We start from the raw sequence: 24,557 nt of genomic DNA on the forward strand, positions 1-24,557 counted from the left end.
CGCGTCCCGGGGGTGGGGCGGGGGCGGTGGGCTGGTCGGACCCCCCCCCGCCCCCCCGCCGGCCCCCCCGGGGGGCGCCCCCGCCCGCCCCCCCCCCTCTCGTCGTCCTCGCGCCGCCGCGCTCAGCCCTCGAACTTGTAGCCCAGCCCCCGCACGGTCACCAGGTACCGCGGGTTGGACGGGTCCGGCTCGATCTTGGCGCGCAGCCGCTTCACGTGGACGTCGAGCGTCTTGGTGTCCCCGACGTAGTCCGAACCCCAGACGCGGTCGATCAGCTGCACCCGCGTCAGGACCCGCCCGGCGTTGCGCAGCAGCAGCTCCAGCAGCTCGAACTCCTTCAGCGGCAGCGGGACCCGCTCACCGCGGACCGTCACCACGTGCCGGTCGACGTCCATCCGGACCCCGCCCGCCTCCACCGTGGTCTGCACCAGGTCCTCCGGCTCGGCGCCGCGGCGCAGGACCGCGCGGACCCGGGCGAGCAGCTCGCGCGAGGAGTACGGCTTGGTCACGTAGTCGTCGGCGCCGATCTCCAACCCCACCACCTTGTCGATCTCGGAGTCCTTCGCGGTCAGCATGATCACCGGCACGCTCGAGCGGGTCCGCAGCTGCCGGCAGACCTCGGTGCCGGGCAGCCCCGGGAGCATGAGGTCCAGGAGCACCAGGTCGGCGCCCGCCTTGTCGAACTCCTCCAGGGCGTCGGGACCGTTCTCGGTGACCGCCACGTCGTAACCCTCCCGCCGCAGCAGGTAGGACAGCGGATCGGAGAACGACTCCTCGTCCTCGACCACCAGGATGCGCGTCACGGTCTGACCTCCAGGGGCGTGTTCGGTGCGGTGCGGCGGTCGACGGCCCTCGTGGCCACCGACGTCGAGGCGGGTTCGGCGGCCGGGTCGTCGCGCCGGTCGGGCTGGGCGTCCGGGTCTGGCAGGCGCAGGGTGAACGTCGACCCCTCGCCCTCGGCGCTCCAGACCTTCACGTCGCCGCCGTGGTTGCCGGCGATGTGCTTGACGATCGAGAGCCCCAGCCCCGTCCCGCCGGTGGAGCGCGAGCGCGCCGGGTCGACCCGGTAGAAGCGCTCGAAGATGCGGTGCAGGTCGGCCTGGCTGATCCCCACGCCCCGGTCGGAGACGGCCAGGTCGATCGTCGGGACCTGCTGGCCCGCGGGCGTGGTCACCACGCGCCCGACCCCCCGCCGCACCTCCACGACGACGCGGCTGCGCTCGGGCGAGTAGGCCAGCGCGTTGTGCACGAGGTTGCGCAGGGCCGTCACCAGCAGCTCCCGGTCCCCGCGCACGTGCAGCCCGCGCTGCCCGGCCACCACGACCTCCGAGCCCCGCTGCTGGGCCAGCGTGCCGACCCGGTCGACGGCCTCGGCGACCAGCTGGTCGACCTCCAGCGTCTCGGGCTGCAGCACCGTCTCGGCGGCCTGCAACCGGGACAGGTCGATGATCTCCTTGACCAGCGCGGTCAGCCGGATGGACTCGCGCCGCATCCGCTTGGCGAAGTGGCGCACCGCCTCGGGGTCGTCGGCGGCGTCCTCCACGGCCTCCGACAGCAGCGACAGCGCGCCGACCGGCGTCTTCAGCTCGTGGCTGACGTTCGCCACGAAGTCGCGGCGCACCGCCTCGATGCGGCGGGACTCGGTGCGGTCCTCCAGCAGCAGCAGCACGTGGTGCGGCCCCAGCGGGGTGACCCGGGCCAGCACGACCGCCGGCGGCCGTCCCAGCCCCGCGCCCAGCTCGACCTCGGTCTCGCGCACCCGGCCGTCGCGGCGGCAGGCGCGGACCATCTCCCGCAGCTGCGCGTCCACCAGCTCCCCCCCGGAGACGACCCCGGTGGCGTAGGAGGCGGCGCTGGCCTTGACGACCTCGTCGTCGGCGGCGAGGACCACGGCCGAGGAGCGCAGCGCCATGAGCACGTCGCTGACGCCCGCGGGCAGCGCCCCGACGGGCGCGGAGTCGCGGGCGGGTGTTCGCTGGAGGCGCTCGGAGAGGCGGAACGCCAGGACGCCGCCGGCGCCGGCCAGGACACCGGCCGCCGCGGCGATCGAGACGGAGACCTCGCCCAGCACCCCACCAGCCTACGGTCGTCGCGGGTGCGCGCTCCGCCGTCGGCGCCCCGCGGCCGCGCCGACCGGGCAGATGTTCACCTGCGGGGGGCCGACCGTTCACCGGGCCCTGGCACCGTGACGGCGGCAGGATGGCCCCGAAGCGTCTCCGCGGGAGCACGGGACGCGCACAGCGACGACCACTGGAGGACCCGTGCGCAACGTGTACCACGACGAACTGAGCGGTCTGGTCGAGACGCTCGTCGAGATGACGCAGCTGGCCGAGTCCGCGATGACCCGCGCGACCACGGCGCTGCTGGACGCCGACCGCGAGCTGGCCGAGTCGGTCATCTCCGCCGACCGGCGCATCGACGACCTGCAGCGCGACCTGGAGGAGCGGGCCGTCGACGTCCTGGCCCGCCAGTCGCCCGTGGCGACCGACCTGCGGGTGGTCGTGACCGCGCTGCGGATGAGCTCGAGCCTGGAGCGCATGGGCGACCTGGCCCGGCACGTCGCCAAGCTCGCGCGGCTGCGCTACCCCGACGCCGTCGTCCCGGCGGAGCTGCGCAGCACCGTGCTGGAGATGGGCCAGGTGGCCGAGCGGATCGTCGCCAAGGCCGGCAGCGTCATCGCCACCCGGGACGTGCACCTCGCGGCCGAGATGGAGGTCGACGACGACGAGATGGACCGCCTGCACCGGCAGGTCTTCGAGCAGTTGCTGGCCCGCACGTGGAACCACCCCACCGAGGTCGCGGTCGACCTCACCCTGTGCAGCCGCTACTACGAGCGGTTCGCCGACCACGCCGTCTCGGTGGCCAAGTCCGTCCTCTTCCTGGTGACCGGTTCCCGGGACGAGGACGTTGTCGCGCAGCGGGTCTGAGATCGTCGCGGGCCCGGGGCCGGGTGTAGCGTCGACGGGGTGATCACCCCGCGCGCGGCCCCGGTCGCGCTCTGGTGCGCGCTGGGGGCGGGTGCGCTGCTGGCGGCGTGCGGCGCGGACGGGTCCCCCGACCCCGCCCCCACGACGACCACCACCACCCCGACGGCCACCGCCGCGAGCAGCACCCCCCCGGCGAGCCCCACCAGCTCCGGTCCCGCCTTCGACTGCACCACCGTCCGCTCCGCGCAGGACGCCCTCGACGACGCCTACGCCGCCGAGCTGGACGCGCTGGGCGTCGAGCGCGGGGACCCGCAGGCGCAGTCGGTGTTCACCGTCGTCACCACCACCGAGGGCCCGGAGTACTACGCGGCCGTCCTGGCGGCCGCTCCCCCGGGGTCGCTGCCGGACGCGCAGGTCGTCCTCGACTACTACACGCGGCTCGCGACGCAGGTCGGCGCGCTCGACCCCGGCACCACCGACGACCTGCCCGGGGCGATGACCGCCATCGACGACGCGGCGGTCGTGGTCAACCCGGACCCGGCCGCGGCGACGGCCGTCGTCGCGGCCCAGGAGCGGCTGCAGGCGGCCGTGGAGCGCGACTGCGCAGGCTCGACGCCCACGCAGTCGGCCACGCAGACGGCCACGCAGTCCCCGTCGCCCTCCGGCACGGTGACGACCTCGCCGGACGCCGCGGGCTAGCGCACCAGGTCGGCCAGGACCCGCGCCGACGCCACGGCCGCCGCCCCCTGGTCGAAGTCCCACGCGCGCGCGGGCCCGCCCGACGCCTTGCGGCGCAGCGGTCCGGGGTCGGCGAGGAAGGCCAGCACCGCGTCGGCCAGGGCCGCCGGGTCCTCCACGGGCACCAGGTCGCCGATCTCGCCGTCGCGCAGCACGTACCGCGGCCCCGTCGGGCAGTCGGTGGCGATCACGGGGGTGCCGTGGGCCAGGGCCTCGAGCAGGACCAGGCTGCCGTTGCCCTCGTAGCGGGAGGACAGCACGAACAGGTCCGCCCCCGCGAGCCGGTTCTGCAGGTCGTCGACGTGACCGGCGAAGTCGACGCGGTCGGCGATCCCGAGCAGGTCGGCGCGGGCGCGCAGGTCGGCGTCGAGCTCCCCCGCCCCGACCAGGACGAGCTCGACGTCACCGCCGGCCGAGACCACCCGGGCCACGGCGTCCAGCAGCACGTCGAAGCCCTTCTGGTCGGCCAGCCGGCCGGCCGACACGATCCGCGTGCGACCGCTCGCGGAGCGGACGGGGCCGCCGGTCCGGGCGACCTTCTCCACGGTGCCCGCGACGTCGATGCCGACGTCGACGGAGTGGATGCGCTCGGGCGCGACGCCGACCTCGCGCACGTCGGCGACCAGCCCCGGGGAGACGCAGATCGCCGCGTCGACGCGCTGGTGGACCTGCGTCAGCAGCGGCCGCAACCGGGCCGGGGTCCAGGCGGCGACCGCGCGCGGCAGCGAGCTCTGCACGAGGACGACGAAGGGCTTGCGCGCGATCCGGGCGGCCAGCCACCCGATCAGCAGCCCGTAGCCGACCTCGCTGCCGGAGACCACCACGTCGGCCCGCCGGACCTGCCGGAGGGTGTTGACCAGGATCCGCGGCGCGGAGCTGCGGAAGCGCCGCACCCGGTCGCTGCCCCAGCGCAGGTCCAGCTCCTCGGAGGGGGTGAACATCGGGCCGTCCGGCGCGACGTCCTCCAGGACCAGGAACCGCACCCGGGCCCCGAGGTCCTGCCAGCGCCGCGCGAGGTCGGCCGAGACCCGCAGGCCGCCGTTGTCGCGCAGGGCGCCCTCGACGACCAGGACCCGGGGTCCGGGGGCGGCCAACTCAGCGGCCCTGGTTCGCCACCGCCGCCGCGGCGGCGGCGGCCGCGGCCGGGTCGAGGTACTCCCCGCCCGGCACGAGCGGGCGCAGGTCGGCGTCGAGCCGGTACACCAGCGGGATGCCGGTGGGGATGTTCAGCCCGGCGATGTCGGTGTCGGAGATGCCGTCGAGGTGCTTGACCAGCGCGCGCAGCGAGTTGCCGTGCGCGGCGAGCAGGACGGTCTTGCCGGCCCGCAGGTCGGGGACGACCTCCTCGGTCCAGTACGGCAGCATCCGGCGCACCACGTCGGCCAGGCACTCGGTGCGCGGGGCGTCCGCGCCCAGGTCGGCGTAGCGCGGGTCGGCGTCCTGGGAGAACTCCGAGCCGACCTCGATGGCCGGCGGCGGGGTGTCGTAGGAGCGGCGCCACAGCATGAACTGCTCCTCGCCGAACTCGGCGAGCGTCTGCTTCTTGTCCTTGCCCTGCAGCGCCCCGTAGTGGCGCTCGTTCAGCCGCCAGGAGCGCTTCACGTCGATCCAGTGCCGGTCGGCCGCGTCGAGGGCCAGGTGCGCCGTCGTGATGGCCCGGCGCAGCAGGGAGGTGTGGACGACGTCCGGCAGGACGCCGGCCTCGACGAGGAGCCTCCCGCCCGCCGCCGCCTCGGCCCGACCCTTCTCCGACAGGGCCACGTCGACCCAGCCGGTGAACAGGTTCAGGGCGTTCCACTCGCTCTCGCCGTGCCGCAGGAGGACGAGGGTGTGCGCCGCTTCGCTCATGGTCGAACCTTACCGAGCCTGCCCGGCGCGCTCGGCGAGCGCCCGGGCGTAGACGTCCAGGGTGGCCTCGGCGGTGGCCCCCCAGCCGAACCCGGTGGCCCGCCGCGCGGCCCGCTCCCCCATCGCGGCCCGGCGCGCGGGGTCGTCGAGCAGACCGGCCAGCGCGCGGGCCCACGTGCGCGGGTCGTGGTCGGGGACCAGCACGCCGGTGCCCGAGAGCGGGTCGTCGTCGACGGCGACCCGCAGGCCGCCGACGGCCGCGGCGACCACGGGCGTCCCGCACGCCTGGGCCTCCAGGGCGACCAGCCCGAAGGACTCGTTGTACGAGGGGACGGCGACGAGGTCGGCGGCGCGGTAGTGGTCGGCGAGCTCGGCGCGGGGGGTCGGCGGGGACAGCCGCACGACGTCGTCCAGGCCGAGGTCGTGGACGAGCTCGGCCAGCGACCGGGGGTGCGCCGTGCCGGACCCGCTGGGCCCGCCGAGCACGACGACGCGCAGCCGCTCCCGGCGCCACGGCTGCTCGCGCAGCAGGGCGGCGGCGGCCCGCACCAGCAGGTCGGGGGCCTTCAGCGGCTGGATGCGGCCCACGAACAGCAGCACGTCGGCGTCGGCGGGCAGCCCCAGCCGCCGCCGGGACGCGGCCCGGCCCGGCTCGGGGGTGAAGGTGGCCAGGTCCACGCCGGGCGGGACGACGACGACCTTGGCGGGGTCGGCGCCGTACAGGGTCAGCAGGTCCTCGCGCTCGGCGCCGGTGTTCGCGACGACGCGGTCGGCGGCGTCGACGACCTGCTGCTCGCCGATGACCCGGCCCGCCGGCTCGGGGGCGTCGCCCTCGGCCAGCGCCGCGTTCTTGACCTTGGCCATGGTGTGCATCGAGTGCACCAGCGGTACGTCCCAGCGGTCGGCCGTCAGCCACCCGACCTGCCCGGAGAGCCAGTAGTGCGAGTGCACGACGTCGTAGTGGTCCTCGGCGTGCCGGGCCCCGGCCTGCAGGACGCCCGCGGTGAAGGCGCACAGCTGCCCCGGCAGGTCCTCCTTGGCCAGCCCCTCGTACGGCCCGGCCGCGACGTGCCGCACCCGGACGCCGCCGGCCCCGCCGGGGTCCTCGACGACGGGGGGCTGGTCGGAGGCCGTGCGGCGGGTGAAGACCTCCACCTCGACGCCGCGGCGGGCGAGCTGGCGGGCCAGCTCCAGGACGTAGACGTTCATGCCGCCGGCGTCGCCGGTGCCCGGCTGGGCCAGCGGGGACGTGTGCACCGACAGCATCGCCACCCGTGACACCCGGTGTGTGGTGTCGCGCACGCACTGCCTCCCCGTGACGCTAGGTCCTGACGTCGTAGTGTCCCGACGTGCCCCGGCAGTCTGCCTCCCGAGTCCGCAGCGGCGTCCCGGGGGTGGCGGCCGTCGGTGCGGTGACCCGCGGCACGACGGGGCCGGACCGGTTGCGCCGGGTGGAGCGCTGGCTCGCGCAGACGCAGGCCGCCCGGCTGCGCCGCGCGGCCGACCCCCTCGTGGTGGACCTGGGCTACGGCGCCTCGCACGTCACCGTCACCGACCTGCAGCGGTGGCTGCGCCGGGTCCGTCCCGACGTGCGCGTCGTGGGGCTGGAGATCGCCCCCGAGCGGGTCGCGGCGGCGCGGGCCGCGCTGGCCGGGGTGGCGGGCGCCCCGGAGTTCGCCGTGGGCGGCTTCGAGGTCCCCACGGCGGGCGACCCGGTGCTCGTGCGGGCGTTCAACGTGCTGCGCCAGTACGAGTCGGACCAGGTGGAGCGGACGTGGGAGCTGCTGCGCTCGCGGCTGGCGCCGGGCGGGGCGCTGGTCGACGGGACGTGCGACGAGCTGGGCCGGCGCTCGACGTGGGTGTGCCTGGAGCGCGAGGCGGGCCCGGTGTCGCTGACGGTCTCGGTGCGGCTGGCGGGGCTGCCGGCCCCCTCGGCGGTGGCCGAGCGGCTGCCGAAGGTGCTCATCCACCGCAACGTGCCCGGCGAGGGGGTCCACGACCTGCTGCGCGCGGCGGACGCGGCGTGGGCGCGGGCGGCGCCGGTGGGCACGTTCGGCGTCCGGCAGCGCTGGATCGAGACGTGCCGCGAGCTGTCCCGGGACTGGCCGGTGCTGGACGGGCCGTCGCGCTGGCGCCTGGGCGAGCTGACGGTGGGCTGGGCGTGCGTGGCCCCCGGCCGGGTGGGACCGTCCGGTCGGGCATGATCGGTCGACGCCGGGGCGGGTCGCGGCGGGTCGGTCGGGGTCGAGGGGGACGCGTGGCACGTGGCACACCGCCGGGGGCGCGGCCGACGATCCGCGACATCGCGCGGGTGGCGGGGGTCTCGAAGGCGTCGGTGTCGTACGCGCTGAACGACCTGCCCGGGGTGTCGGAGGCGACCCGCGCGCGCGTGCGGGCCACGGCGACCGAGCTCGGCTGGCGGCCCAGCGCGGCGGCGCGGTCGCTGTCGAAGGCGCGCGCCGGGGCGATCGGGCTGGCCGTGGCGCGCGACGTCCGGCTCCTGGAGGAGGAGCCGTACTACATGCGGTTCGTCGCCGGTCTGGAGAGCGTCCTGGCCCGCGAGGGCTTCTCGCTGCTGCTGACGGTCGTCCCGGACGCCGGGGCGGCGGTGCGGGTGCTGCGGGACTGGTGGGGCGAGCAGCGGGTGGACGGCGTCGTCCTGACGGACCTGCTGGTGGACGACCCGCGGGTGGACCTGGTCGCGGAGCTGGGGATCCCGTGCGCGGTGCGCGGCGGGATCGACGACCGGCTGCCCGCGGGGGGCGCCCTGGCGCTGACGGTGGAGACGGAGCGGCAGGCGGTCGCGGAGGTCGTGGAGCACCTCCTGGCGCAGGGGCACACCCGCCTGTGCCGGGTGAGCGGTCCGCGGCAGTTCCTGCACACCCGGCGGCGCGACACCGCGTGGCGGGAGGTGACCCGCTCGGCGCTGGGGGCGGCGGCGCCGGTCGTGGAGGCCGACTACACCTCCGCGGGCGGGCTGGCCGCGACGCGGGACCTGCTCGCGGGGGCGCGACCCCCGACGGCGGTCGTGTACGACAACGACGTGATGGCCGCCGCGGTCGTCGCCGAGCGGGAGGCGCTGGGGGTGCGGGTCGGGGCGGAGTTCGCCGTGGTCGCCGGGGAGGACTCCATGCTGTGCCGGCTGGCGAGCCCGGCGATCAGCTCCTCGTGCCGCGACGTGGTGGCCGACGGGGCCCGCAGCGCCCGGTCGCTGCTGGACGCGGTGGCGGGCCGGGCCGGGGAGGCGTCGGTGGCCGAGCCGCGGCGGTTCGTGGCGCGGGCGAGCTCGACGCGGCGCTGAGGCGCCGGCGGGTCGGGCCCCGAGCGGGTCAGGCCTCGAGCAGGATCGTGGTGGGCCCGTCGTTGACGAGCTCGACGGCCATGTCGGCCCCGAACCGGCCGGTCTGCACGCGCAGCCCGTGCCCGCGCAGCGCGTCGGCGACGGCGTCGACGAGGGGTTCGGCGACGGGCCCGGGGGCGGCGGCGTTCCAGGTGGGGCGCCGGCCCTTGCGGGTGTCGGCGTAGAGGGTGAACTGGCTGACGAGGAGCACGGGGGCGTCGACGTCGGCGGCGGCCCGTTCCCCGCGCAGGATGCGCAGCTGGGCGACCTTGCGGGCGACGAGCTCGACCTGGGCGGGACCGTCGTCGTGGGTGGCGCCGAGCAGGACGAGCAGGCCGGGCTCGTCGAGCGCTCCGACGACCTCGTCGCCGACGGTGACGCGGGCGCGGGTGACGCGCTGGACGACGGCCCTCACGGGGTGCTCCTCTGCTGGTCCGTCCGGGTGGGACGGGTGTGTCGATGTGGTGGGCGCCTGGGTGGACACCGGCTGAACGCCGCCCGGCGGGGAGGTGGCCGACCTACGATCGGACGGTGCTGCAGACCCTGCTCGACGCGCCCGTGGTGATCCCGGTGACCCTGCTGGCGCTCGGTGTCTGCGCCCTCGGGGCGCTGTGGCGGCCGCGGGTGGACTCCGCGGTGGTGCTGGGGCTGCTGGCGGCGATCTGGACCCGGGTGAACCAGCCGGTGGAGGGGCGGGTCCTCTACAGCTGGACCCGGGACCGGGGCTTCACCGAGGCCGACCTGATCTCGGTGGCCGCCCTGCTGGTCGTGGGCGTCACGCTGGTGCGCTGCGCGTGGCGCGGGGTGCACTCGCTGGCGCACCGGGGCGGGCGGACGGGCGGGCTGCCCGCCCGCTGACCTCACCAGGGGCCGTACGGGCCCTGGTTGCCGCGGTCGTCGCGGCGGCGGGGACCGCCGCCGTACCCGCGGACGGCGGGGCGGACGTCGGCGAGGTAGACGGCGGCCCCCACGACGCCGAGGACCCCGAAGATCCCCAGCACGGAGAACACCGACACGAACCCGACGGCGGTGGCGACGGCGGTGATGGCGAGCCAGAAGTTCTTGGTCCGCTTGCCGGCCGCGACGAACGCCGCGGCCGGGCGCCGGGCGCAGTCGATCAGCGCCCACACTTCCAGGCCCAGGGCCGCGATCCCCAGGATCAGCAGGACGCCGTACTGCAGGTTGTTCACCAGGTCCACCACACTGGAACTCTACGGCCGGACGGGCCGCCGGGTTCCGCGTTCGGCCTCCTGCCGGGTCAGCAGGTCGCCCAGCCGGGCGTACCCGGCCCGTTCGGCGTCCGCGGCGGCGCGGGGCGCGGGCGGGCGCCAGTCGTCGTCGGCGAGCCGGGCGCGGGCCTCGGCGACGGCGAGCAGGCCGCTGCGCAGCCCGTGCGGGTCCTGGGCCCGGCCGAGCGCGTCGAGGGCGCCGTCCAGGGCGTGCCGGGCCCGGGCGTTGCGCACGAGCAGCGCGACGCCGACCGCGACCGCGATGCCGACCACGGTGTCGCCGACGCGGTCCAGCACGAGCCGCTCGACGCCGGTCCCGGTGGCGCCGACGCGGGTCAGGAGCAGGGACAGGCTGGTGATGGCGACGGTCCCCAGGGCGTGGTTGCGGGGCATGCACAGCTCGACGGCGAACATGCACGCCGCGGTCAGCAGCCACAGCCGCACGTCGCCGGTGGCCAGGGGGACGAGGACGGCGGCCACGCCGACCCCGACGACGGTGCCCGCCGCGCGCTGCAGGGCGCGCTGGACGGTGATCCCGGCGGAGGGGGCCTGCAGGGCGGCGGCGGCCCCGACCGCGGCCCAGTAGACGTGCCCGAGGCCGCAGGCGGCGGCGAGCAGGACCGCGGCGACGCAGGCGATCCCCACGCGCAGGGCGGGGACGGCGAGGGCGCCGGGGGCGCGCAGCGCGGCCAGGACCCGGCGGCGCGGCCAGGCGGGCGCGGTGTGGGCGGGACCGGCGGGGGCCGGCGGCAGGGGGCGGCGGCCGTCGAGCAGCGGCAGGAGCACCCGCAGCGGGCGCTCCGCGGCCCGGCCGCCGGTGTGCAGGAGGCGCTCGGCGTGGGCGAGCCAGTCGCCGAGCGGGGAGGCGCCGCGGGGGCCGAGCACCGCCCAGGCGGCGTCCACGGCCACCACCGCGCGGTGGCGGGCGGTGGGGTCCTCGCGGGCGTCGAGGACGGCCAGGGCGGCGCGGCGGACGGCGTGGCGCTCGGGGCCGTCGGGGCGCCACAGCCCGGCGGCGCAGGACAGCGCGACGGCGAACGCGGCGCAGGCGACGGTGACCGCGGCGACGGCGGGCAGGTCGGCGGCGCGCAGCGGTTCCGCGCCGAGGGTCCCGGCGGCGAAGACGGGGATGAGCCCGGCGGGCGGGCCGGTGCGCACGGCGTCGGTGACGAACTTGGCGACCGCGGCCACGACGGCGACGACGGCGGCGGGGACGGCGACGTCGGCCCACCCGGTCAGCGGCAGCGCGGCGGCGCCGGCCCCGGCGAGGACGGCGAGGGTGAGCCCGAGGCCGGTCCAGGCCTGGGTGCGCCAGCGGCGGGCGTAGGACTCCGAGCGCCCGTAGAGGTTGGCCATGGCGCCGAAGGTCGCCGGGGCGGCCAGCAGCGGGGTGCCGGCGGCGAGGGTGGCGGCCAGGGGGATCCCGAGGGCGAGGGTCGCGACGGCGGCCGACCACCACGGGTGCGGGCCGGGGGCGATCCGCGACCACCCGCGGACGGAGCGGTGCAGGTGCGCGCGGAGACTCACCCCATGACCTTAACAGGTGTTTCACCTGCGAAGGATCAGTCGGTACGCTCCCCCGGTGGACCCTTCCGACCCCGCCGACCGCCCGGACGTCGTCGACGTCGCCCGCCGCGAGTGGGCGGCGGTGCACCCGGACCTGGACACCTCGACGATGGCCCTGACGGGCCGGCTGCGGCTGGTCGCGGCGGCCCTGGCGCGCGCCACCGACCCCGTCGTGCGCGCCGAGGGCCTCACACGCCCGGAGTTCGACGTGCTCTCCGCGGTCCGCCGCGCCGGGCGCACGCCCCTGACCCCGACCGGCATCGCCGCGGTCACGCTGTCCTCCGGCGCCGCCACCACCAAGCGGCTGGACCACCTGACGGCGGTGGGCCACCTCCAGCGCACGCCCGACGAGCGCGACGGGCGGGTCACGCGGCTGTCCCTGACCCCCGCGGGCACCGCCCTGGTGGACCGGCTGCTGCCGCGCGTGCTGGAGGCCGAGGCCGCGTTCGCCGCGGTGCTCGGCCCCGAGCGGGAGGCGGCGACCGCGCAGGCGCTGAAGACCCTGCTGGGCCACCACCCGGCCTGAGGCGCGGGGCTCAGCGCGCTGGGGCTCACCGCGAGGAGCGCAGCGCGTCCTCGACCGACACGACACCGTCGCGGTAGCGCCGGGTGATCTCGTCCGTGCAGGCGTCCATGGCCTCCTGCACGCGGTGCCGGTCCGCCGACAGCTCCTGCTCCAGGGACACCAGGCGGGCGCGGGCCGCGGCGAGCTGGGCGTCGTCCATGGCGGTCAGGTCGGACAGGTGCGGGTCGGCGACGGCGAGCTCGGCGCGGCGCCGGTGCTCCCCCACGCGCGAGGGCTCGACCGAGGTGAAGCGGCCCATGCCGTGGTCGGTGCGCCGGGGGTCGGCCAGGACGTCGGTGAGCTTGGCGACCAGCTCGGCGTCGGAGCGGGCGTGCCGCACGTCGGGCGCGCCGTCCGACCCGGCGCGCCGGTCCTCCTCGGCCCCCAGCAGGTCCAGGCGCCCCTGGATGAGCCGCCGGGCGTAGGAGAGGTCGGCCTCCTCCTGCTCGGCGGTCGTGCGGTGCTCGCGCAGCGTCTCGAGGTCCATGTCCTGCAGCCCGGCGAGGAAGTCGGGGGCGAGGACCTTGTCCAGCGCGCGCCGCCCACCGGCCTGGTACCCGCTGACCTGCTCGTCCATGACGGCCTCCCCCGACTCGAATCCACCCAGTGCACGCGCGCGATCACGTAGCGTGCGCTCCGGAGAGTATGACCCACCCGTTCCCGGAACGGCAGGGTCCCGGGGCGCGCGGGCGCGCCTCAGGGGGCGACGACGACCTCCTGCGCGGCGGCGATCCGCCGCGGCACGGCCCCCTCGCTGCCCGACCCCGCGACGGCGAACAGCTCCGCGTCGACCGGCAGCGACCGCTTGACGACCGCCAGCGCGACCGGGCCCAGCTCGTGGTGGCGGGCGGCCGTGGTGACCAGCCCGACCCGGCGGTCGGCGTGCACGACCTCGTCGCCGTGGGCGGGCAGGTCGTGCGAGGAGCCGTCCAGGTGCAGCAGCACCAGCCGGCGCGGCGGGCGGCCGAGGTTGTGGACCTTCGCGACGGTCTCCTGCCCGCGGTAGCAGCCCTTGTGCAGGTGCACGGCCGTCCGCAGCCAGTCCAGCTCGTGCGGGATGGAGCGCTCGTCGGTCTCCAGCCCGAACCGGGGCCGCCACGCCTCCACGCGCAGGGCCTCGCTCGCCCAGGTCCCCGCGAGCCGGCGCCCGTCCACCGCCGCGACGAGCCCGCCGCGCGGCACGAGGACCTCGCGCCAGGCCCGCTCGGCGCCGGGGTGCTCCAGCGTGGACACGGCGGCGTAGCTGGCGGTGTCGGCCGTCCCGCCCTCGTTCGCGGGGGTGGCACCGGGCCACGGGTCGACCCAGACCGGCCCGGCGGAGCTGACGTCGGACCGGCTCGGCTCCCCCAGGACGGCGTACTGCGCGCTCACGTCCGCGATCTCCACGCGCAGCATGAACCGCATGCGCTCCAGCCAGGTCCGCAGCGCGTCGACCGCCCCGGGCTCGACGGTGATCCAGGCGGCCTCCCCGTCGTCCACGAGGTGCAGCGCGTGCTCGACGCGGCCCGTGGGGCTCAGCACGAGCGTCTCGGTCGAGGTCCCGGCGGGCAGCCCGGTCAGGGCCTGGGTGGTGATGCTGTGCAGCCACGACAGCCGGTCCGGGCCGCTCAGCCGCAGGACGCCGCGGTGCGACAGGTCGACGACGGCCTCGCCGCGCACCAGGGCGCGCTGCTCGGCGTGCGGGTCGCCGTAGTGCCAGGCGACCCCGGCGTCGGGGCCCTCGGCGGCCACCGCCCCCGGCGCGTCGAGCAGCGGGGAGCGCCGGCCGGGCGCGGGGGTCCCGGGGGGTGTCTGGGTGGGCGTGGTCACGGGCGTACCTCCTGGTCGGCGCGGCAGACCGCGCACCGGCCCCGCAGGGCCAGGTGCCCGGTGTCGACGGCGAACCCGTCGCGGGTCAGGACCTCCGCGGCCATCTCGCGGGCGGGCCCGGCGTCGGTCTCGGCGACGGCGCCGCACCCGTCGCAGACCAGGTGCAGGTGACCGCCGTGCTCCACCGCGGAGAACGACGGGACCCGCCGGTCGATCTGGGTGCGGGCCACGAGCCCGACCTCCTCCAGGACCGCGAGCGCCCGGTAGACGGTCGAGGGGTCCACCCCGGCGGAACCGTCGCGGGGCGCGAGGTGTTCCGCGACGTCCTCGGCGCTGGCGTGCCCGAGCGCGCGGACGGCCTCGAGGATCCGCCCGCGCTGGGGGGTCAGGCGCAGGCCGCGCGCGTGCAGCACCTCGCCGAGGTCCACGGGTGCGCTCAGCCCTCCGCGACGCGCTTGAGCCGAGCCGAGGCGTAGCTGCGCAGCGGGTGGCCCTCGAGGGTCACGTCGAGCGCCCAGAGCAGGTCGCCCTCGACGAGGCCGTACATGCGGGTGCCGGCGGTGTACTCGTGGGCCGTGGTCGTGCGGGCCACCACGTCGGTCGACAGGTCGATGCGCGGGCCGCGGGCGGTCCCGGCGAGGATCTCCACGACCCCCGTCGGGTGGGTCAGCAGGACCTCCAGCTCGACCGGGCGCGGGCCGTCGGCGGGCGCGGGGCTGTCGAGGTCGACCGGCTGGGGCCGCCAGTACCCGGTCTCGACGTCGAGGGGGTCGGTGGTGTTCCCGTCCTCGTCCAGCGCCCACGTGGTGGAGGTGTAGCTGAGGAAGTCGCGGCCGTCGTGGGTGAACTCGACGACCTGGCCGAAGCGGGTGTCGGTCTCACCGCGGGCGGGGTGCCCGAGGACGCCGGCGCCCTCCCAGCGGCCGATCAGCCACGACAGCGGGACGAGGGCGAGCGGGGTGTCGGTGCGCAGCGGGAGCGCCACGGGTCAGCGCTGACCCTGGAAGAGGCGGTACACCACGTAGCCGGCGAACCACGTGATGACCAGGCTCACCACGATGAGCAGGACGAGGAAGAAGACTTCGAGGGCGTGCACGTCCCGAGCCTACCGGCCCACCCCCCGACGGCACCGTGGACGTGGGGCGTCTCACGCCGCCACCGGCGGTTCAGAGCAGCAGCCGGCCCACGAGGTAGGCGCCGCCGCCGGCGAGCGCGAGGGGGGCGGCGGCGACGGCCAGCGCGGCCGGCACGGTGCGCGCCGCGGGCAGCCGCGACGACAGGGCGCGCCAGGCCGAGACCAGGACGCCGGCGCCGACGCCGGCGACGATCCCGGCGGCGGCCCACCGCCCCTCCGAGACGATGCCGCCGCCGCCCAGGACCACCACGAGCACGCCCGCCAGCCAGCCCGCGGCCCCGCCGACGAGGAGGTTGACCGGGCCCACGACGCGCAGCGGCCACGACGTGGCCGACACGGCGGCGGTGGCGACGACGGCCGCGAGCACCACGGGGGCCAGGGTCGCCCCCGCGTACGTGGAGGGCACGGCGATCCAGGCCGAGCCCAGGACGACGACGGCCTGCCCGGCCACGGCCGCGGTGACGGACTCCACGAGGCGGGGCCGCCCGTCGCGCCGCAGCAGCTGGTGGGTGAAGGCGGCCAGCAGCGCCAGGGCCGCCACCGCCGGCGCGTGCCCCAGGACCCCGGCGACCTCGGTGCCGCGGGCCCGCGCGGAGACGACCGCGGCGGTGGTGGCGGCGGCCGCGGCGACGGTGACCAGGGCCAGCAGGGCGGTGGTGCCGCGCCGGGCGGGCAGGTCGAGCAGGTCGGGCCAGCCGACGGCGACCAGCGCCCCGACCAGCACGACGGCCGGCAGCAGCACCCAGGGACCGCCGAAGGACGCCAGGCCCAGCAGCCCGGCCAGCGCGAAGGTGGCCGTGGCCGTCGCCGACGGGCTCACGTGGTCCCCCGTCCGCACCCGGGGTCGGTACCGCTCACCGGGTGATCCTCGCAGAAGCGGGGACCGCCGACCCGGGTGGTCCCGGTCGGTTCCGCGACACACGTAGGCTGACCCCCGTTATCCTGCAGGCCTCGTGGGTCGACCCTGCACCGCTCGTGGCCGTGGGCCGTGGCCCACTCGTGGACGGACGGAGGGCAGGACAGCGGGTGGCCCAGATCCTCGTCTTGACGAACGCGCTCACCCCCTCGACGGACGTGCTGCCGGCGCTGGGGCTGCTGCCCCACAGCGTCCGGGTGCTGCCGGCGGAGGCCTCCGTGCTGGTGGACGGCCCGACCGCGGACGCCGTCCTCGTCGACGGTCGCCGTGAGCTGGCCGCCGCCCGGTCCCTGTGCCGGCTGCTGCGCACGACCGGCCTGTCGCAGCCGCTGCTGCTGGTCGTCACCGAGGGCGGGATGGCGGTGGTGGCCGCCGACTGGGGCGCCGACGACGTCCTGCTGGACTCCTGCGGCCCGGCCGAGCTCGACGCCCGGCTGCGGCTGGCGGCCGGGCGCCTGCGCCGCCCCGTCGAGGACCCCGAGGCGGGGGCCCAGGGCGAGATCCGCGCCGGCGACGTCGTCATCGACGAGGCGGCGTACTCGGCCCGCGTCCGCGGCCGCCAGCTGGACCTGACCTACAAGGAGTTCGAGCTCCTCAAGCACCTGGCCCAGCACCCCGGGCGCGTCTTCACCCGGGCCCAGCTGCTGCAGGAGGTCTGGGGGTACGACTACTTCGGCGGCACCCGCACGGTCGACGTCCACGTCCGCCGGCTGCGGGCCAAGCTGGGCGCCGAGCACGAGAACGCCATCGGCACCGTGCGCAACGTCGGCTACCGGTTCGTCTCGGCCGGCCGCGACCTCGACGACGGCCTGTCCCTGGACGCGCCGCCGGCCGCGGACCCGGCCGACGACGTGGACGTGCGGGCGGCCGGCACCGACCCGGCGCACCGCCGGTGACCGGGCCCGCCGCGCGGGTCGCCCGGGAGGAGCTGGACGCGCGCACCCGCGAGGACGTCCTGGCGCTGGCGGCCGCGGCCTCGCGCACTGACGGGGCGACGTCGCTGTCCGAGGACGCCGTCCTGCGCCTGGAGCGCGGGCGCCCCGCCGTGCACCACCTGCTGGCCCGCGACGGGGGCGCGCTCGTCGGCTACGCGCAGCTGGCCACCGCCGGGGACGGCTTCGAGGGCGAGCTGCTCGTCGACCCCGCGCACCGGCGGCGCGGGCACGGGACCGCGCTGCTGGCCGGGACCGAGGCGCTCGCCGCCGGCCGCGACGTGCGTCTGTGGTCGCACGGGGACACCCCCGGGGCCGCCGCGCTGGCCGCGCGCCGGGGCTGGGCGCGGGTGCGGGAGCTGCTGCGGATGGAACGTCGCGCGGCCGGCCTGGTGGACCTGCCGGTGCCCGACCTGCCGCCGGACGTGCGGGTGCGCCCGCTGGTGCCCGGCGCCGACGACGACGCGTGGGTCGCGCTGAACGCGGCGGCGTTCGCCACGCACCCCGAGCAGGGCCGCTGGACGGCGCAGGACCTGCGCGCGCGGTACGCCGAGGACTGGTTCGACCCCTCGCTGCTGCTGCTGGCCGAGGCGGCCGCCGGGCCGGTCGGGTTCTGCTGGATGAAGGTCGAGGACGGCGCCGGGGAGCTGTACGTCCTGGGCGTCAGCCCGGCGCGGGCCGGGGCGGGGCTGGGCCGGGCGCTGCTGGTGCGGGGGCTGCGGGCGGTCGCCGGTGCGCTGCCCCCGTCCGCGACCGTCGACCTGTACGTCGACGGCGACAACGCGCCCGCCGTGCGGCTCTACACCCGCCTCGGTTTCGGGCGCGCGGCGGTCGACGTGCAGTACGCCTCCCCGGCCGCCGCAGGGGCCCGCTGAGCGTTCACCGGCCGTTCGCGGCCCGGCGGGCGCCCGCCGCTGCGGGAGGGTCGCGGCCGGTGGCAGACTGATCGTCATGACGGCCACCAGCCCCCTCCCCGCTGTGTCACCGGTCGAGGAGACCGTCGAACTCCCCGAGGACCGCTTCGCGGACCGCGAGGTGTCGTGGCTGGCCTTCAACGAGCGCGTGCTGCAGATGGCCGAGGACCCGGACACGCACCTGCTCGAACGGGCCCGCTTCCTGTCGATCTTCGCGAACAACCTCGACGAGTTCTTCATGGTCCGCGTCGCGGGCCTGAAGCGGCGGATCGCGACGGGGCTGGCGGTGACCGCGGCCAGCGGCCTGGAACCGCGCGAGGTCCTCAACGAGATCTCGGTGCGCGCCCACGAGCTGACCGAGCGCCACGCGAACGCGTTCCTGGAGTCGGTGCGCCCGGCGCTGGCCGAGGCCGGCATCACGATCGTGCGCTGGGACGAGCTGGCGCACGGCGAGCAGGTACGGCTGCACGGGTTCTTCCGCGACCAGGTGTTCCCGGTCCTGACGCCGCTGGCCGTCGACCCGGCGCACCCGTTCCCGTACATCTCGGGGTTGTCGCTGAACCTGGCCGTGGTGGTGCGCAACCCCACGACGGACAAGGAGCACTTCGCCCGCGTCAAGGTGCCGCCGCTGCTGCCGCGCTTCGTGGCGGTGGAACCGGCCGACGGCGCCGACCCGCGCTCGGCGCGCTTCGTCCCGCTGGAGGACGTGATCGCCGTGCACCTGGACCAGTTGTTCCCGGGCATGGAGGTCGTGCAGCACCACACGTTCCGCGTCACCCGCAACGAGGACCTCGAGGTCGAGGAGGACGACGCGGAGAACCTCCTGCAGGCGCTGGAGAAGGAGCTCCTGCGCCGCCGGTTCGGTCCCGCGGTCCGCCTGGAGGTCGCCTCCGACATCGCCCCCGAGGTGCGCGAGCTGCTGGTCCGCGAGCTGGGGATCCACGAGAAGGAGGTCTACGAGCTCCCCGAGCCGCTGGACCTGCGGGGCCTGGGCGACATCGCCGACCTGGACCGGCCGGAGCTGAAGTTCCCGAAGTTCGTGGCCCGCACCCACCGCGACCTCACCGACGGCGCCGAGACGGCGAAGCCGTCCGACGTGTTCGCGGCGATCCGCAACCGCGACGTGCTGCTGCACCACCCGTACGACTCGTTCTCCACGAGCGTGCAGGCGTTCCTGGAGCAGGCCGCGGCGGACCCGAAGGTGCTGGCCATCAAGCAGACGCTGTACCGGACCTCGGGCGACTCCCCCATCGTCGACGCCCTCATCGACGCCGCCGAGGCGGGCAAGCAGGTCCTGGCCCTGGTGGAGATCAAGGCGCGCTTCGACGAGCAGGCGAACATCACCTGGGCCCGCAAGCTGGAGCAGGCCGGGGTGCACGTCGTGTACGGCCTCGTGGGGCTGAAGACGCACGCCAAGCTCAGCCTCGTGGTGCGCCAGGAGCAGGGCGGCCTGCGCCGGTACTGCCACGTCGGCACGGGCAACTACAACCCCAAGACCGCGCGCCTGTACGAGGACATGGGGCTGCTGACCGACGACGCCCAGGTCGGCGAGGACCTCACCCGGCTGTTCAACCAGCTGTCGGGGTACGCCCCGAAGACGGCGTACAAGCGGCTGCTGGTCGCCCCGCGCTCGCTGCGCACGGGGCTGATCGACCGCATCGACCGCGAGATCGACAACGCCCGGCAGGGGTTGCCGGCCGGGGTCCGGTTCAAGATGAACTCGATCGTCGACGAGGGGATCATCGACGCGCTGTACCGCGCGTCGGCGGCCGGCGTCCCGGTCGACGTCGTGGTCCGCGGCATCTGCGCCCTCAAGCCCGGCGTCCCGGGGCTGAGCGAGAACATCCGGGTCCGGTCCATCCTCGGCCGGTTCCTGGAGCACAGCCGGATCTTCTGGTTCGCCTCCGGCGGGGACCCGGTCGCGATGATCGGCAGCGCGGACATGATGCACCGCAACCTGGACCGCCGCGTCGAGGCCGTCGTGCGCCTGGGCGACCCGCGGCACGTGCGGGAGGTCTCGCAGGTGCTGGACGACTGCATGGCCGACACGACGAGCTCGTGGCACCTGGGTGCGGACGGGACGTGGGTGCGGCACCACCGCGACGCGGACGGCCAGCCGCTGCGGGACCTGCAGGAGCACATCATCGCCACCCGCCCGGGGCGCCGCCCGACCGCCCGCCGCCGGCGCTGAGACGCGGTGAAGAACCGCCACCGCTCCGGGGCGCCGATCGACGTCGAGGCCGCGGGCTGCGTCGTGGTGCGCCCCGGCCAGGACGGTCCCGAGGTCCTGCTGGTGCACCGCCCCTCGTCGGCCTCCCGACCGGCCGACTGGTCCTGGCCCAAGGGCAAGCTGGGACGCGCCCACGGTGAGGCCGAGCACCCGGCGGTCGCCGCGGTGCGCGAGGTCGCCGAGGAGACCGGGGTGCGGGTGCACCTCGGGGTCCCGCTGCCCGAGCAGCGCTACCGGGTCGACGGCGGCCTGCGCAAGCGGGTCCGCTACTGGCTGGCCCGGCCGGCGGGGCCGGCCGACCCCGACGTGTTCGAGCCCGCCGACCCCGGTGAGATCACCGAGTCGGGCTGGTTCACGGTCGCGGCGGCCGCCGACCTGCTGACGTACCCGGCCGACGTGGCGACGCTGCGCGCGGCGCTGCCCGGCGGGGCGCTGCCCGAGCCCACGTGGCCGCTGGTGGTCCTGCGCCACGCGCGGGCCGTCAAGCGGACCGACTGGGCCGACGGCGAGACGTCCCGCCCGCTGCTGGACACCGGTCACGCCCAGTCGCGCGCGCTGGCCCCGCTGCTGGGCTGCTTCGACCTGCGGGCGCTGGTGACGTCCCCGTGGGCGCGGTGCGTGCAGACGGTGCTGCCGGCGGCCGAGCTCACCGGCCTGCCCGTGGAGACCGCCCCCGCGCTGACCGAGGCGGCCTTCCGCGAGGACCCGCGGGCCGCCGAGCAGGTCGTGACGGGGCTGCTCGAGGCCGGGCGCCCGGTGGTGGTCTGCTCGCACGGCCCGGTCCTGCCGGACCTGCAGCGGGTGCTCGCCGCGCACGCCGGCGACCGCACCGGTGAGCGCGCGGTCACGGCCAAGCTCGACAAGGCCGCGGTCCTCGTCGCCCACCTCACCGGCCGCGGCCGGGCCGCGCGGGTCACCGCCACCGAGCACCACCAGTTCTGAGCTCCGCCCGCGCGGTGGACGACGGCCGGGCGTCCCGCGCGGGGGCGCCCGGCCGTCGTGCGCCCGGACGGGTGAGGCGCCGGGGGCGCCTCGGGGACGGGTCGCGGGCCGCACCGGGCGCCGGGGCACCCGAACGGCCCAGTTCACCTCACGGTCGCCGCAGGGAAAGTGACCGGCCAGGGACTGGACGCACCGGGTTCACGTTCCGTTCACCCGTCGCGAGCAACCCCGTCACCTACCCGCTTTACCGTCCCGATTGACCGGAGCGTTGCGCCCGGTCCGAGCAGGCCGGGAGTCCTCCGGCCGGACGACGATCCTCGAAAGGGACCGAAGTGACGTTCTGGAAGTCCTCCCGCCTCCTCGGCATCGCCGCTGTCGGTGTCCTCGCCCTCGCCGGGTGCGGCTCCGACGACAACACCACGAACACGGGTTCGGGCGGCACCGACGGCGCGTCGTCGTCCGCGTCCGCCGCGACCATCGACTGCCAGCCCGGCACCCTGAACGGCGAGGGGTCGAGCGCGCAGAAGAACGCGATCGACCAGGTCATCCAGCAGGGCTACCAGTCGCAGTGCTCGGACGCGACGATCAACTACAACGCGACCGGTTCCGGCTCGGGCCGCAAGCAGTTCACCTCCGGCCAGGCCGACTGGGCCGGCTCCGACTCCGCGCTGAAGGAGGAGGAGAAGGCCGCGGCGACCGCCCGCTGCGAGAACAACCCGGCGTGGAACCTGCCGATGGTCGCCGGCCCGATCGCCATCGCCTACAACCTCGAGGGCGTCGACGGCCTGGTCCTGAACGCCGACGTCGCCGCCAAGATCTTCTCCGGCGCGATCACCACCTGGAACGACCCGGCGATCGCCGCCCTGAACCCGGACGCCACGCTGCCGAGCACCGCGATCAGCGTGTTCTTCCGCACCGGCACCTCCGGCACCACCGAGAACTTCACCAAGTACCTGCACGCCGCGGCGCCCGAGGCGTGGACCGCCGAGGGCAACCAGGAGTGGGCCGGCAAGGGTGAGGGCCGCGAGGGCTCCGCCGGTGTGGCGCAGGCCGTCGCCGGTGCCGCCGGCGGCATCACCTACGTCGAGTGGTCCTACGCCCAGGACAACGACCTGTCCGTCGCGCAGATCGACACCGGCTCCGGCGCCGTCGAGCTGACCGGGGAGTCGGCCGGCAAGACCGTCGCCACCGCGACCCAGACCGGCGAGGGCAACGACCTGTCGCTGAAGATCGACTACGCGACCAAGGAGGCCGGGGCGTACCCGATCGTCCTGGTCACCTACGAGATCGTCTGCTCGAAGGGCCTGGACGCCGAGAAGACGGCGCTGCTGAAGTCCTTCCTGACCTACTTCTCCGAGGACGAGACGCAGGCCGGCCTGCAGGAGATCGGCTACGCGCCGCTCCCGGCCGAGGTCTCCGAGAAGGTGCGCACCGCCATCGCGGCGATCGCCTGACGCAGCAGGACCGAGGAGGGGGGCGGGCACCGGAGGTCCGGTGCCCGCCCCCCTTCTGCAGCCACCACCCTCAGTAGTCGCCCCCCTTCGCACAGTGCAGGAGCACGATGTCCTCGATCACCGGCCGCTCGGCCGTCGAGCAGGGGCCAGGCCCGTCGGGCGACAACGCCCGCGGCCGGCGCCGCCTCGGTGACACCCTCTTCGGCGGCGGCGCCGGCCTCGCAGGTGTCATCGTCATCACGATCGTCGCCTTCACCGGCGTCTTCCTGGCGATCAGCGCCGTCCCCTCCCTGCTGGACGACCAGGTCAACTTCCTCACCTCGACCGAGTGGCAGGCCACCCCCGGCGACCTGCGGTTCGGCATCCTCCAGATCCTGTGGACGACGATCGCCATCTCGATCATCGCCATGATCATCGCCGTGCCGCTCGGGGTGGCGAACGCGCTGTTCCTCACGCAGTACGCGCCGAAGTGGCTGGCCCGCCCGGCCGCCAGCGTCATCGACCTGCTGGCCGCGATCCCCTCGATCGTCTACGGCCTGTGGGGCATCCAGGTCTTCGCCCCGCACCTGACCGGCCTGCAGACGTTCCTCAACGACGTCCTGGGCTGGCTCCCGCTGTTCAGCGGCCCGGTCAGCACCGGCACCGTGTTCATCGCCGGCATCGTCCTGGCGATCATGGTCCTGCCGATCATCACCGCGATGTCCCGCGAGGTGTTCGCGCAGACCCCCGCCGCCCACAAGGAGGGCGCGCTGGCCCTGGGCGCCACCAAGTGGGAGATGATCCGCACCTCGGTCCTGCCCTTCGGCCGCGCCGGGGTCATCTCCGCCGCGATGCTCGGCCTCGGCCGCGCCCTGGGCGAGACGATCGCCATCACGATCATCGTCTCCAGCGTCGCGCCCGGCACCGACTTCTTCTCCTCGCTGCTGCAGGGCGGTGAGACGTTCGCCTCGAAGATCGCGAACAACGCCGCCGAGTTCAACAACCCCGAGTCCACGGGCGCCTACATCGCCGCCGGCCTCGTGCTGTTCGTCCTGACCTTCGTGGTCAACGCCATCGCCCGCATCATCATCAACCGTCGGAAGGCCTTCGCATGAGCGCCGTCGACACGGCCCCCGGACGCGAGCTGCCGCAGGCGCTGGGCGACTCGCGCGGCCAGGGCGGACGCCACGTCCGCAACACCATCGCGACCGTCGTCATGGTGCTCGCGTTCGCCATCGCCGTCATCCCGCTGGTCTGGATCCTCTGGACGGTCATCCAGAAGGGCGCGGCGCTGCTGCCCGACGTGTCGTGGTGGATGAACTCCCAGCGCGGGATCACGCCGCGCATCGTCGGCGGCGGCGCCTACCACGCCATCGTCGGCACGCTGCTGCAGGCGCTGGCGACAGCGGTCATCGCGGTGCCGCTGGGCATCATGGCCGCGATCCTGCTCGTCGAGTACGGCGCGAGCCGCATCGCGCGGGTCGTCAGCTTCACCGTCGACATCCTCTCGGGGCTGCCCTCGATCGTCGCGGCGCTGTTCATCTACGCGTTCTGGATCACGACCCTGGGCTTCCCGCGCTCCGGCTTCGCGGTGTCGCTGGCCCTGGTCCTGCTCATGGTCCCGGTCGTGGTCCGCTCCACCGAGGAGATGCTGAAGCTCGTCCCGAACGAGCTGCGCGAGGCCTCCTACGCCCTCGGGGTGCCGAAGTGGAAGACGATCGTGCGGATCGTGCTCCCGACGGCGTTCTCCGGGATCCTCACCGGCGTGCTGCTGGGCCTGGCCCGCATCATGGGTGAGACCGCCCCGCTGCTGATCCTGGTCGGCTACTCGCAGTCGATCAACACGAACCTGTTCAGCGGCAACATGGCCGCCCTCCCCCTGATGATCAACAACGACCGTCAGCAGGCGCTCGACCCCGCGGTCGAGCGCGTCTGGGCCGCCGCCCTCACACTGGTGCTCATCGTGCTGGTGCTCAACATCGCCGGTCGGGCCATCGCCCGCTTCAGCTCGCTCAAGAAGTAGGAGAGAAACC

General features: G+C 75.7%; 26 protein-coding genes. 13 read left to right on the forward strand and 13 right to left on the reverse strand.

Annotated elements, in window-relative coordinates; all coding sequences use genetic code 11:
* Positions 1–122 precede the first annotated feature (122 nt).
* Together ACRYM6_RS20330 and ACRYM6_RS20335 are read right to left on the reverse strand one after the other, a co-directional pair.
* Entirely contained in the window at positions 123–803 is a 681-nt protein-coding gene (locus ACRYM6_RS20330; RefSeq protein WP_432544707.1) for a winged helix-turn-helix domain-containing protein, read from the reverse strand.
* Complete coding sequence (locus tag ACRYM6_RS20335) at positions 800–2,068, reverse strand: sensor histidine kinase (RefSeq protein ID WP_432544744.1); 1,269 nt, start codon at positions 2,066–2,068, stop codon at positions 800–802. Before ACRYM6_RS20335 ends, ACRYM6_RS20330 begins: the two co-directional genes overlap by 4 nt.
* 193 nt (positions 2,069–2,261) lie before the next feature.
* Between ACRYM6_RS20335 and phoU the strand changes: the two genes are divergently transcribed.
* Both phoU and ACRYM6_RS20345 read left to right on the forward strand, forming a co-directional pair.
* On the forward strand, positions 2,262–2,927 hold the full coding sequence (phoU, locus tag ACRYM6_RS20340; protein ID WP_432544708.1) for a phosphate signaling complex protein PhoU: 666 nt from the start codon (positions 2,262–2,264) through the stop codon (positions 2,925–2,927).
* A 39-nt stretch (positions 2,928–2,966) separates the two neighbouring features.
* The gene (locus ACRYM6_RS20345) at positions 2,967–3,626 is read left to right on the forward strand and encodes a hypothetical protein (protein WP_432544709.1); all 660 of its coding nucleotides are present in this window, start codon (positions 2,967–2,969) and stop codon (positions 3,624–3,626) included.
* Here ACRYM6_RS20345 and ACRYM6_RS20350 read toward each other — a convergent pair.
* The 3 genes from ACRYM6_RS20350 to mshA are packed head-to-tail and all read right to left on the reverse strand — an operon-like array spanning position 3,623 to position 6,779.
* The gene (locus tag ACRYM6_RS20350; RefSeq protein WP_432544710.1) at positions 3,623–4,759 is read right to left on the reverse strand and encodes a glycosyltransferase; all 1,137 of its coding nucleotides are present in this window, start codon (positions 4,757–4,759) and stop codon (positions 3,623–3,625) included. The two genes, ACRYM6_RS20345 and ACRYM6_RS20350, sit on opposite strands and share 4 nt — an antisense overlap.
* Position 4,760: 1 nt before the next feature.
* Positions 4,761–5,513 carry a phosphoglyceromutase gene (locus ACRYM6_RS20355; RefSeq protein WP_432544711.1) on the reverse strand — a complete coding sequence of 251 codons (753 nt, stop codon included), beginning with the start codon at positions 5,511–5,513 and terminating at the stop codon, positions 4,761–4,763.
* A gap of 9 nt (positions 5,514–5,522) precedes the next feature.
* Positions 5,523–6,779: a D-inositol-3-phosphate glycosyltransferase gene (gene mshA, locus ACRYM6_RS20360; protein ID WP_432544745.1), complete on the reverse strand. Its 1,257-nt coding sequence runs from the start codon at positions 6,777–6,779 to the stop codon at positions 5,523–5,525.
* Positions 6,780–6,862: 83 nt separating this feature from the next.
* Between mshA and ACRYM6_RS20365 the strand changes: the two genes are divergently transcribed.
* Together ACRYM6_RS20365 and ACRYM6_RS20370 are read left to right on the forward strand one after the other, a co-directional pair.
* Positions 6,863–7,717, forward strand: coding sequence for a class I SAM-dependent methyltransferase (locus tag ACRYM6_RS20365; protein ID WP_432544712.1), 855 nt, complete (start codon positions 6,863–6,865; stop codon positions 7,715–7,717).
* 53 nt (positions 7,718–7,770) lie between these two features.
* Positions 7,771–8,814: a LacI family DNA-binding transcriptional regulator gene (locus ACRYM6_RS20370; protein ID WP_432544713.1), complete on the forward strand. Its 1,044-nt coding sequence runs from the start codon at positions 7,771–7,773 to the stop codon at positions 8,812–8,814.
* A gap of 28 nt (positions 8,815–8,842) precedes the next feature.
* On the opposite strand, the gene dtd is transcribed toward ACRYM6_RS20370, so the two are convergent.
* On the reverse strand, positions 8,843–9,268 hold the full coding sequence (dtd, locus tag ACRYM6_RS20375) for a D-aminoacyl-tRNA deacylase (RefSeq protein WP_432544714.1): 426 nt from the start codon (positions 9,266–9,268) through the stop codon (positions 8,843–8,845).
* 116 nt (positions 9,269–9,384) lie between these two features.
* Here dtd and ACRYM6_RS20380 point away from each other — a divergent pair, with 116 nt between their 5' ends.
* Complete coding sequence (locus tag ACRYM6_RS20380) at positions 9,385–9,711, forward strand: hypothetical protein (RefSeq protein WP_432544715.1); 327 nt, start codon at positions 9,385–9,387, stop codon at positions 9,709–9,711.
* 2 nt (positions 9,712–9,713) lie between these two features.
* Here the strand turns inward: ACRYM6_RS20380 and ACRYM6_RS20385 are convergent, their stop codons facing one another.
* Positions 9,714–10,052 carry a DUF2516 family protein gene (locus tag ACRYM6_RS20385; protein WP_432544746.1) on the reverse strand — a complete coding sequence of 113 codons (339 nt, stop codon included), beginning with the start codon at positions 10,050–10,052 and terminating at the stop codon, positions 9,714–9,716.
* Between the two features lie 12 nt (positions 10,053–10,064).
* Positions 10,065–11,609, reverse strand: coding sequence for an FUSC family protein (locus tag ACRYM6_RS20390; protein ID WP_432544716.1), 1,545 nt, complete (start codon positions 11,607–11,609; stop codon positions 10,065–10,067).
* Positions 11,610–11,664: 55 nt separating this feature from the next.
* Between ACRYM6_RS20390 and ACRYM6_RS20395 the strand changes: the two genes are divergently transcribed.
* Entirely contained in the window at positions 11,665–12,174 is a 510-nt protein-coding gene (locus ACRYM6_RS20395; protein WP_432544717.1) for a MarR family winged helix-turn-helix transcriptional regulator, read from the forward strand.
* A 25-nt stretch (positions 12,175–12,199) separates the two neighbouring features.
* On the opposite strand, the gene ACRYM6_RS20400 is transcribed toward ACRYM6_RS20395, so the two are convergent.
* The 5 genes from ACRYM6_RS20400 to ACRYM6_RS20420 form a co-directional block, all read right to left on the reverse strand.
* A complete protein-coding gene (locus tag ACRYM6_RS20400) occupies positions 12,200–12,790 on the reverse strand; it encodes an RsiG family protein (RefSeq protein ID WP_432544718.1) in 591 nt (196 codons plus the stop codon).
* A gap of 119 nt (positions 12,791–12,909) precedes the next feature.
* Positions 12,910–14,022: a CAF17-like 4Fe-4S cluster assembly/insertion protein YgfZ gene (gene ygfZ, locus ACRYM6_RS20405; protein WP_432544719.1), complete on the reverse strand. Its 1,113-nt coding sequence runs from the start codon at positions 14,020–14,022 to the stop codon at positions 12,910–12,912.
* Positions 14,019–14,450, reverse strand: a complete 432-nt coding sequence (locus ACRYM6_RS20410) for a Fur family transcriptional regulator (protein ID WP_432544720.1) — start codon at positions 14,448–14,450, stop codon at positions 14,019–14,021. The genes ygfZ and ACRYM6_RS20410 overlap by 4 nt, the downstream gene beginning before the upstream one ends.
* Positions 14,451–14,458: 8 nt before the next feature.
* Positions 14,459–15,007, reverse strand: a complete 549-nt coding sequence (locus ACRYM6_RS20415; protein ID WP_432544721.1) for a nitrobindin family protein — start codon at positions 15,005–15,007, stop codon at positions 14,459–14,461.
* Between the two features lie 181 nt (positions 15,008–15,188).
* Positions 15,189–15,977, reverse strand: a complete 789-nt coding sequence (locus ACRYM6_RS20420; protein ID WP_432544722.1) for a hypothetical protein — start codon at positions 15,975–15,977, stop codon at positions 15,189–15,191.
* Between the two features lie 206 nt (positions 15,978–16,183).
* Between ACRYM6_RS20420 and ACRYM6_RS20425 the strand changes: the two genes are divergently transcribed.
* From ACRYM6_RS20425 to pstA, 7 genes are all read left to right on the forward strand, one after another.
* On the forward strand, positions 16,184–16,969 hold the full coding sequence (locus tag ACRYM6_RS20425) for a winged helix-turn-helix transcriptional regulator (protein ID WP_432544723.1): 786 nt from the start codon (positions 16,184–16,186) through the stop codon (positions 16,967–16,969).
* The gene (mshD, locus tag ACRYM6_RS20430; protein ID WP_432544724.1) at positions 16,966–17,880 is read left to right on the forward strand and encodes a mycothiol synthase; all 915 of its coding nucleotides are present in this window, start codon (positions 16,966–16,968) and stop codon (positions 17,878–17,880) included. Before ACRYM6_RS20425 ends, mshD begins: the two co-directional genes overlap by 4 nt.
* 76 nt (positions 17,881–17,956) lie before the next feature.
* Entirely contained in the window at positions 17,957–20,110 is a 2,154-nt protein-coding gene (locus tag ACRYM6_RS20435; RefSeq protein ID WP_432544725.1) for an RNA degradosome polyphosphate kinase, read from the forward strand.
* A 6-nt stretch (positions 20,111–20,116) separates the two neighbouring features.
* A complete protein-coding gene (locus ACRYM6_RS20440; RefSeq protein WP_432544726.1) occupies positions 20,117–21,091 on the forward strand; it encodes an NUDIX hydrolase in 975 nt (324 codons plus the stop codon).
* Between the two features lie 332 nt (positions 21,092–21,423).
* On the forward strand, positions 21,424–22,545 hold the full coding sequence (pstS, locus tag ACRYM6_RS20445; RefSeq protein WP_432544727.1) for a phosphate ABC transporter substrate-binding protein PstS: 1,122 nt from the start codon (positions 21,424–21,426) through the stop codon (positions 22,543–22,545).
* Positions 22,546–22,652: 107 nt separating this feature from the next.
* Positions 22,653–23,639, forward strand: coding sequence for a phosphate ABC transporter permease subunit PstC (pstC, locus tag ACRYM6_RS20450; RefSeq protein WP_432544728.1), 987 nt, complete (start codon positions 22,653–22,655; stop codon positions 23,637–23,639).
* On the forward strand, positions 23,636–24,547 hold the full coding sequence (pstA, locus tag ACRYM6_RS20455; protein ID WP_432544729.1) for a phosphate ABC transporter permease PstA: 912 nt from the start codon (positions 23,636–23,638) through the stop codon (positions 24,545–24,547). Before pstC ends, pstA begins: the two co-directional genes overlap by 4 nt.
* The last annotated feature ends 10 nt before the right edge of the window (positions 24,548–24,557 follow it).

This window comes from Kineococcus rugosus (genome assembly GCF_050871975.1).
Classification (GTDB): domain Bacteria; phylum Actinomycetota; class Actinomycetes; order Actinomycetales; family Kineococcaceae; genus Kineococcus.

What these genes read in the sequence shown, in the direction of transcription:
- ACRYM6_RS20435 (WP_432544725.1), top strand. Translation starts at nt 17,957, where the DNA reads ATGACGGCCACCAGCCCCCTCCCCGCTGTGTCACCGGTCGAGGAGACC.
- pstA (WP_432544729.1), top strand. Translation starts at nt 23,636, where the DNA reads ATGAGCGCCGTCGACACGGCCCCCGGACGCGAGCTGCCGCAGGCGCTG.
- mshA (WP_432544745.1), bottom strand. Translation starts at nt 6,779, where the DNA reads ATGCTGTCGGTGCACACGTCCCCGCTGGCCCAGCCGGGCACCGGCGAC.
- ACRYM6_RS20355 (WP_432544711.1), bottom strand. Translation starts at nt 5,513, where the DNA reads ATGAGCGAAGCGGCGCACACCCTCGTCCTCCTGCGGCACGGCGAGAGC.
- pstC (WP_432544728.1), top strand. Translation starts at nt 22,653, where the DNA reads ATGTCCTCGATCACCGGCCGCTCGGCCGTCGAGCAGGGGCCAGGCCCG.
- ACRYM6_RS20400 (WP_432544718.1), bottom strand. Translation starts at nt 12,790, where the DNA reads ATGGACGAGCAGGTCAGCGGGTACCAGGCCGGTGGGCGGCGCGCGCTG.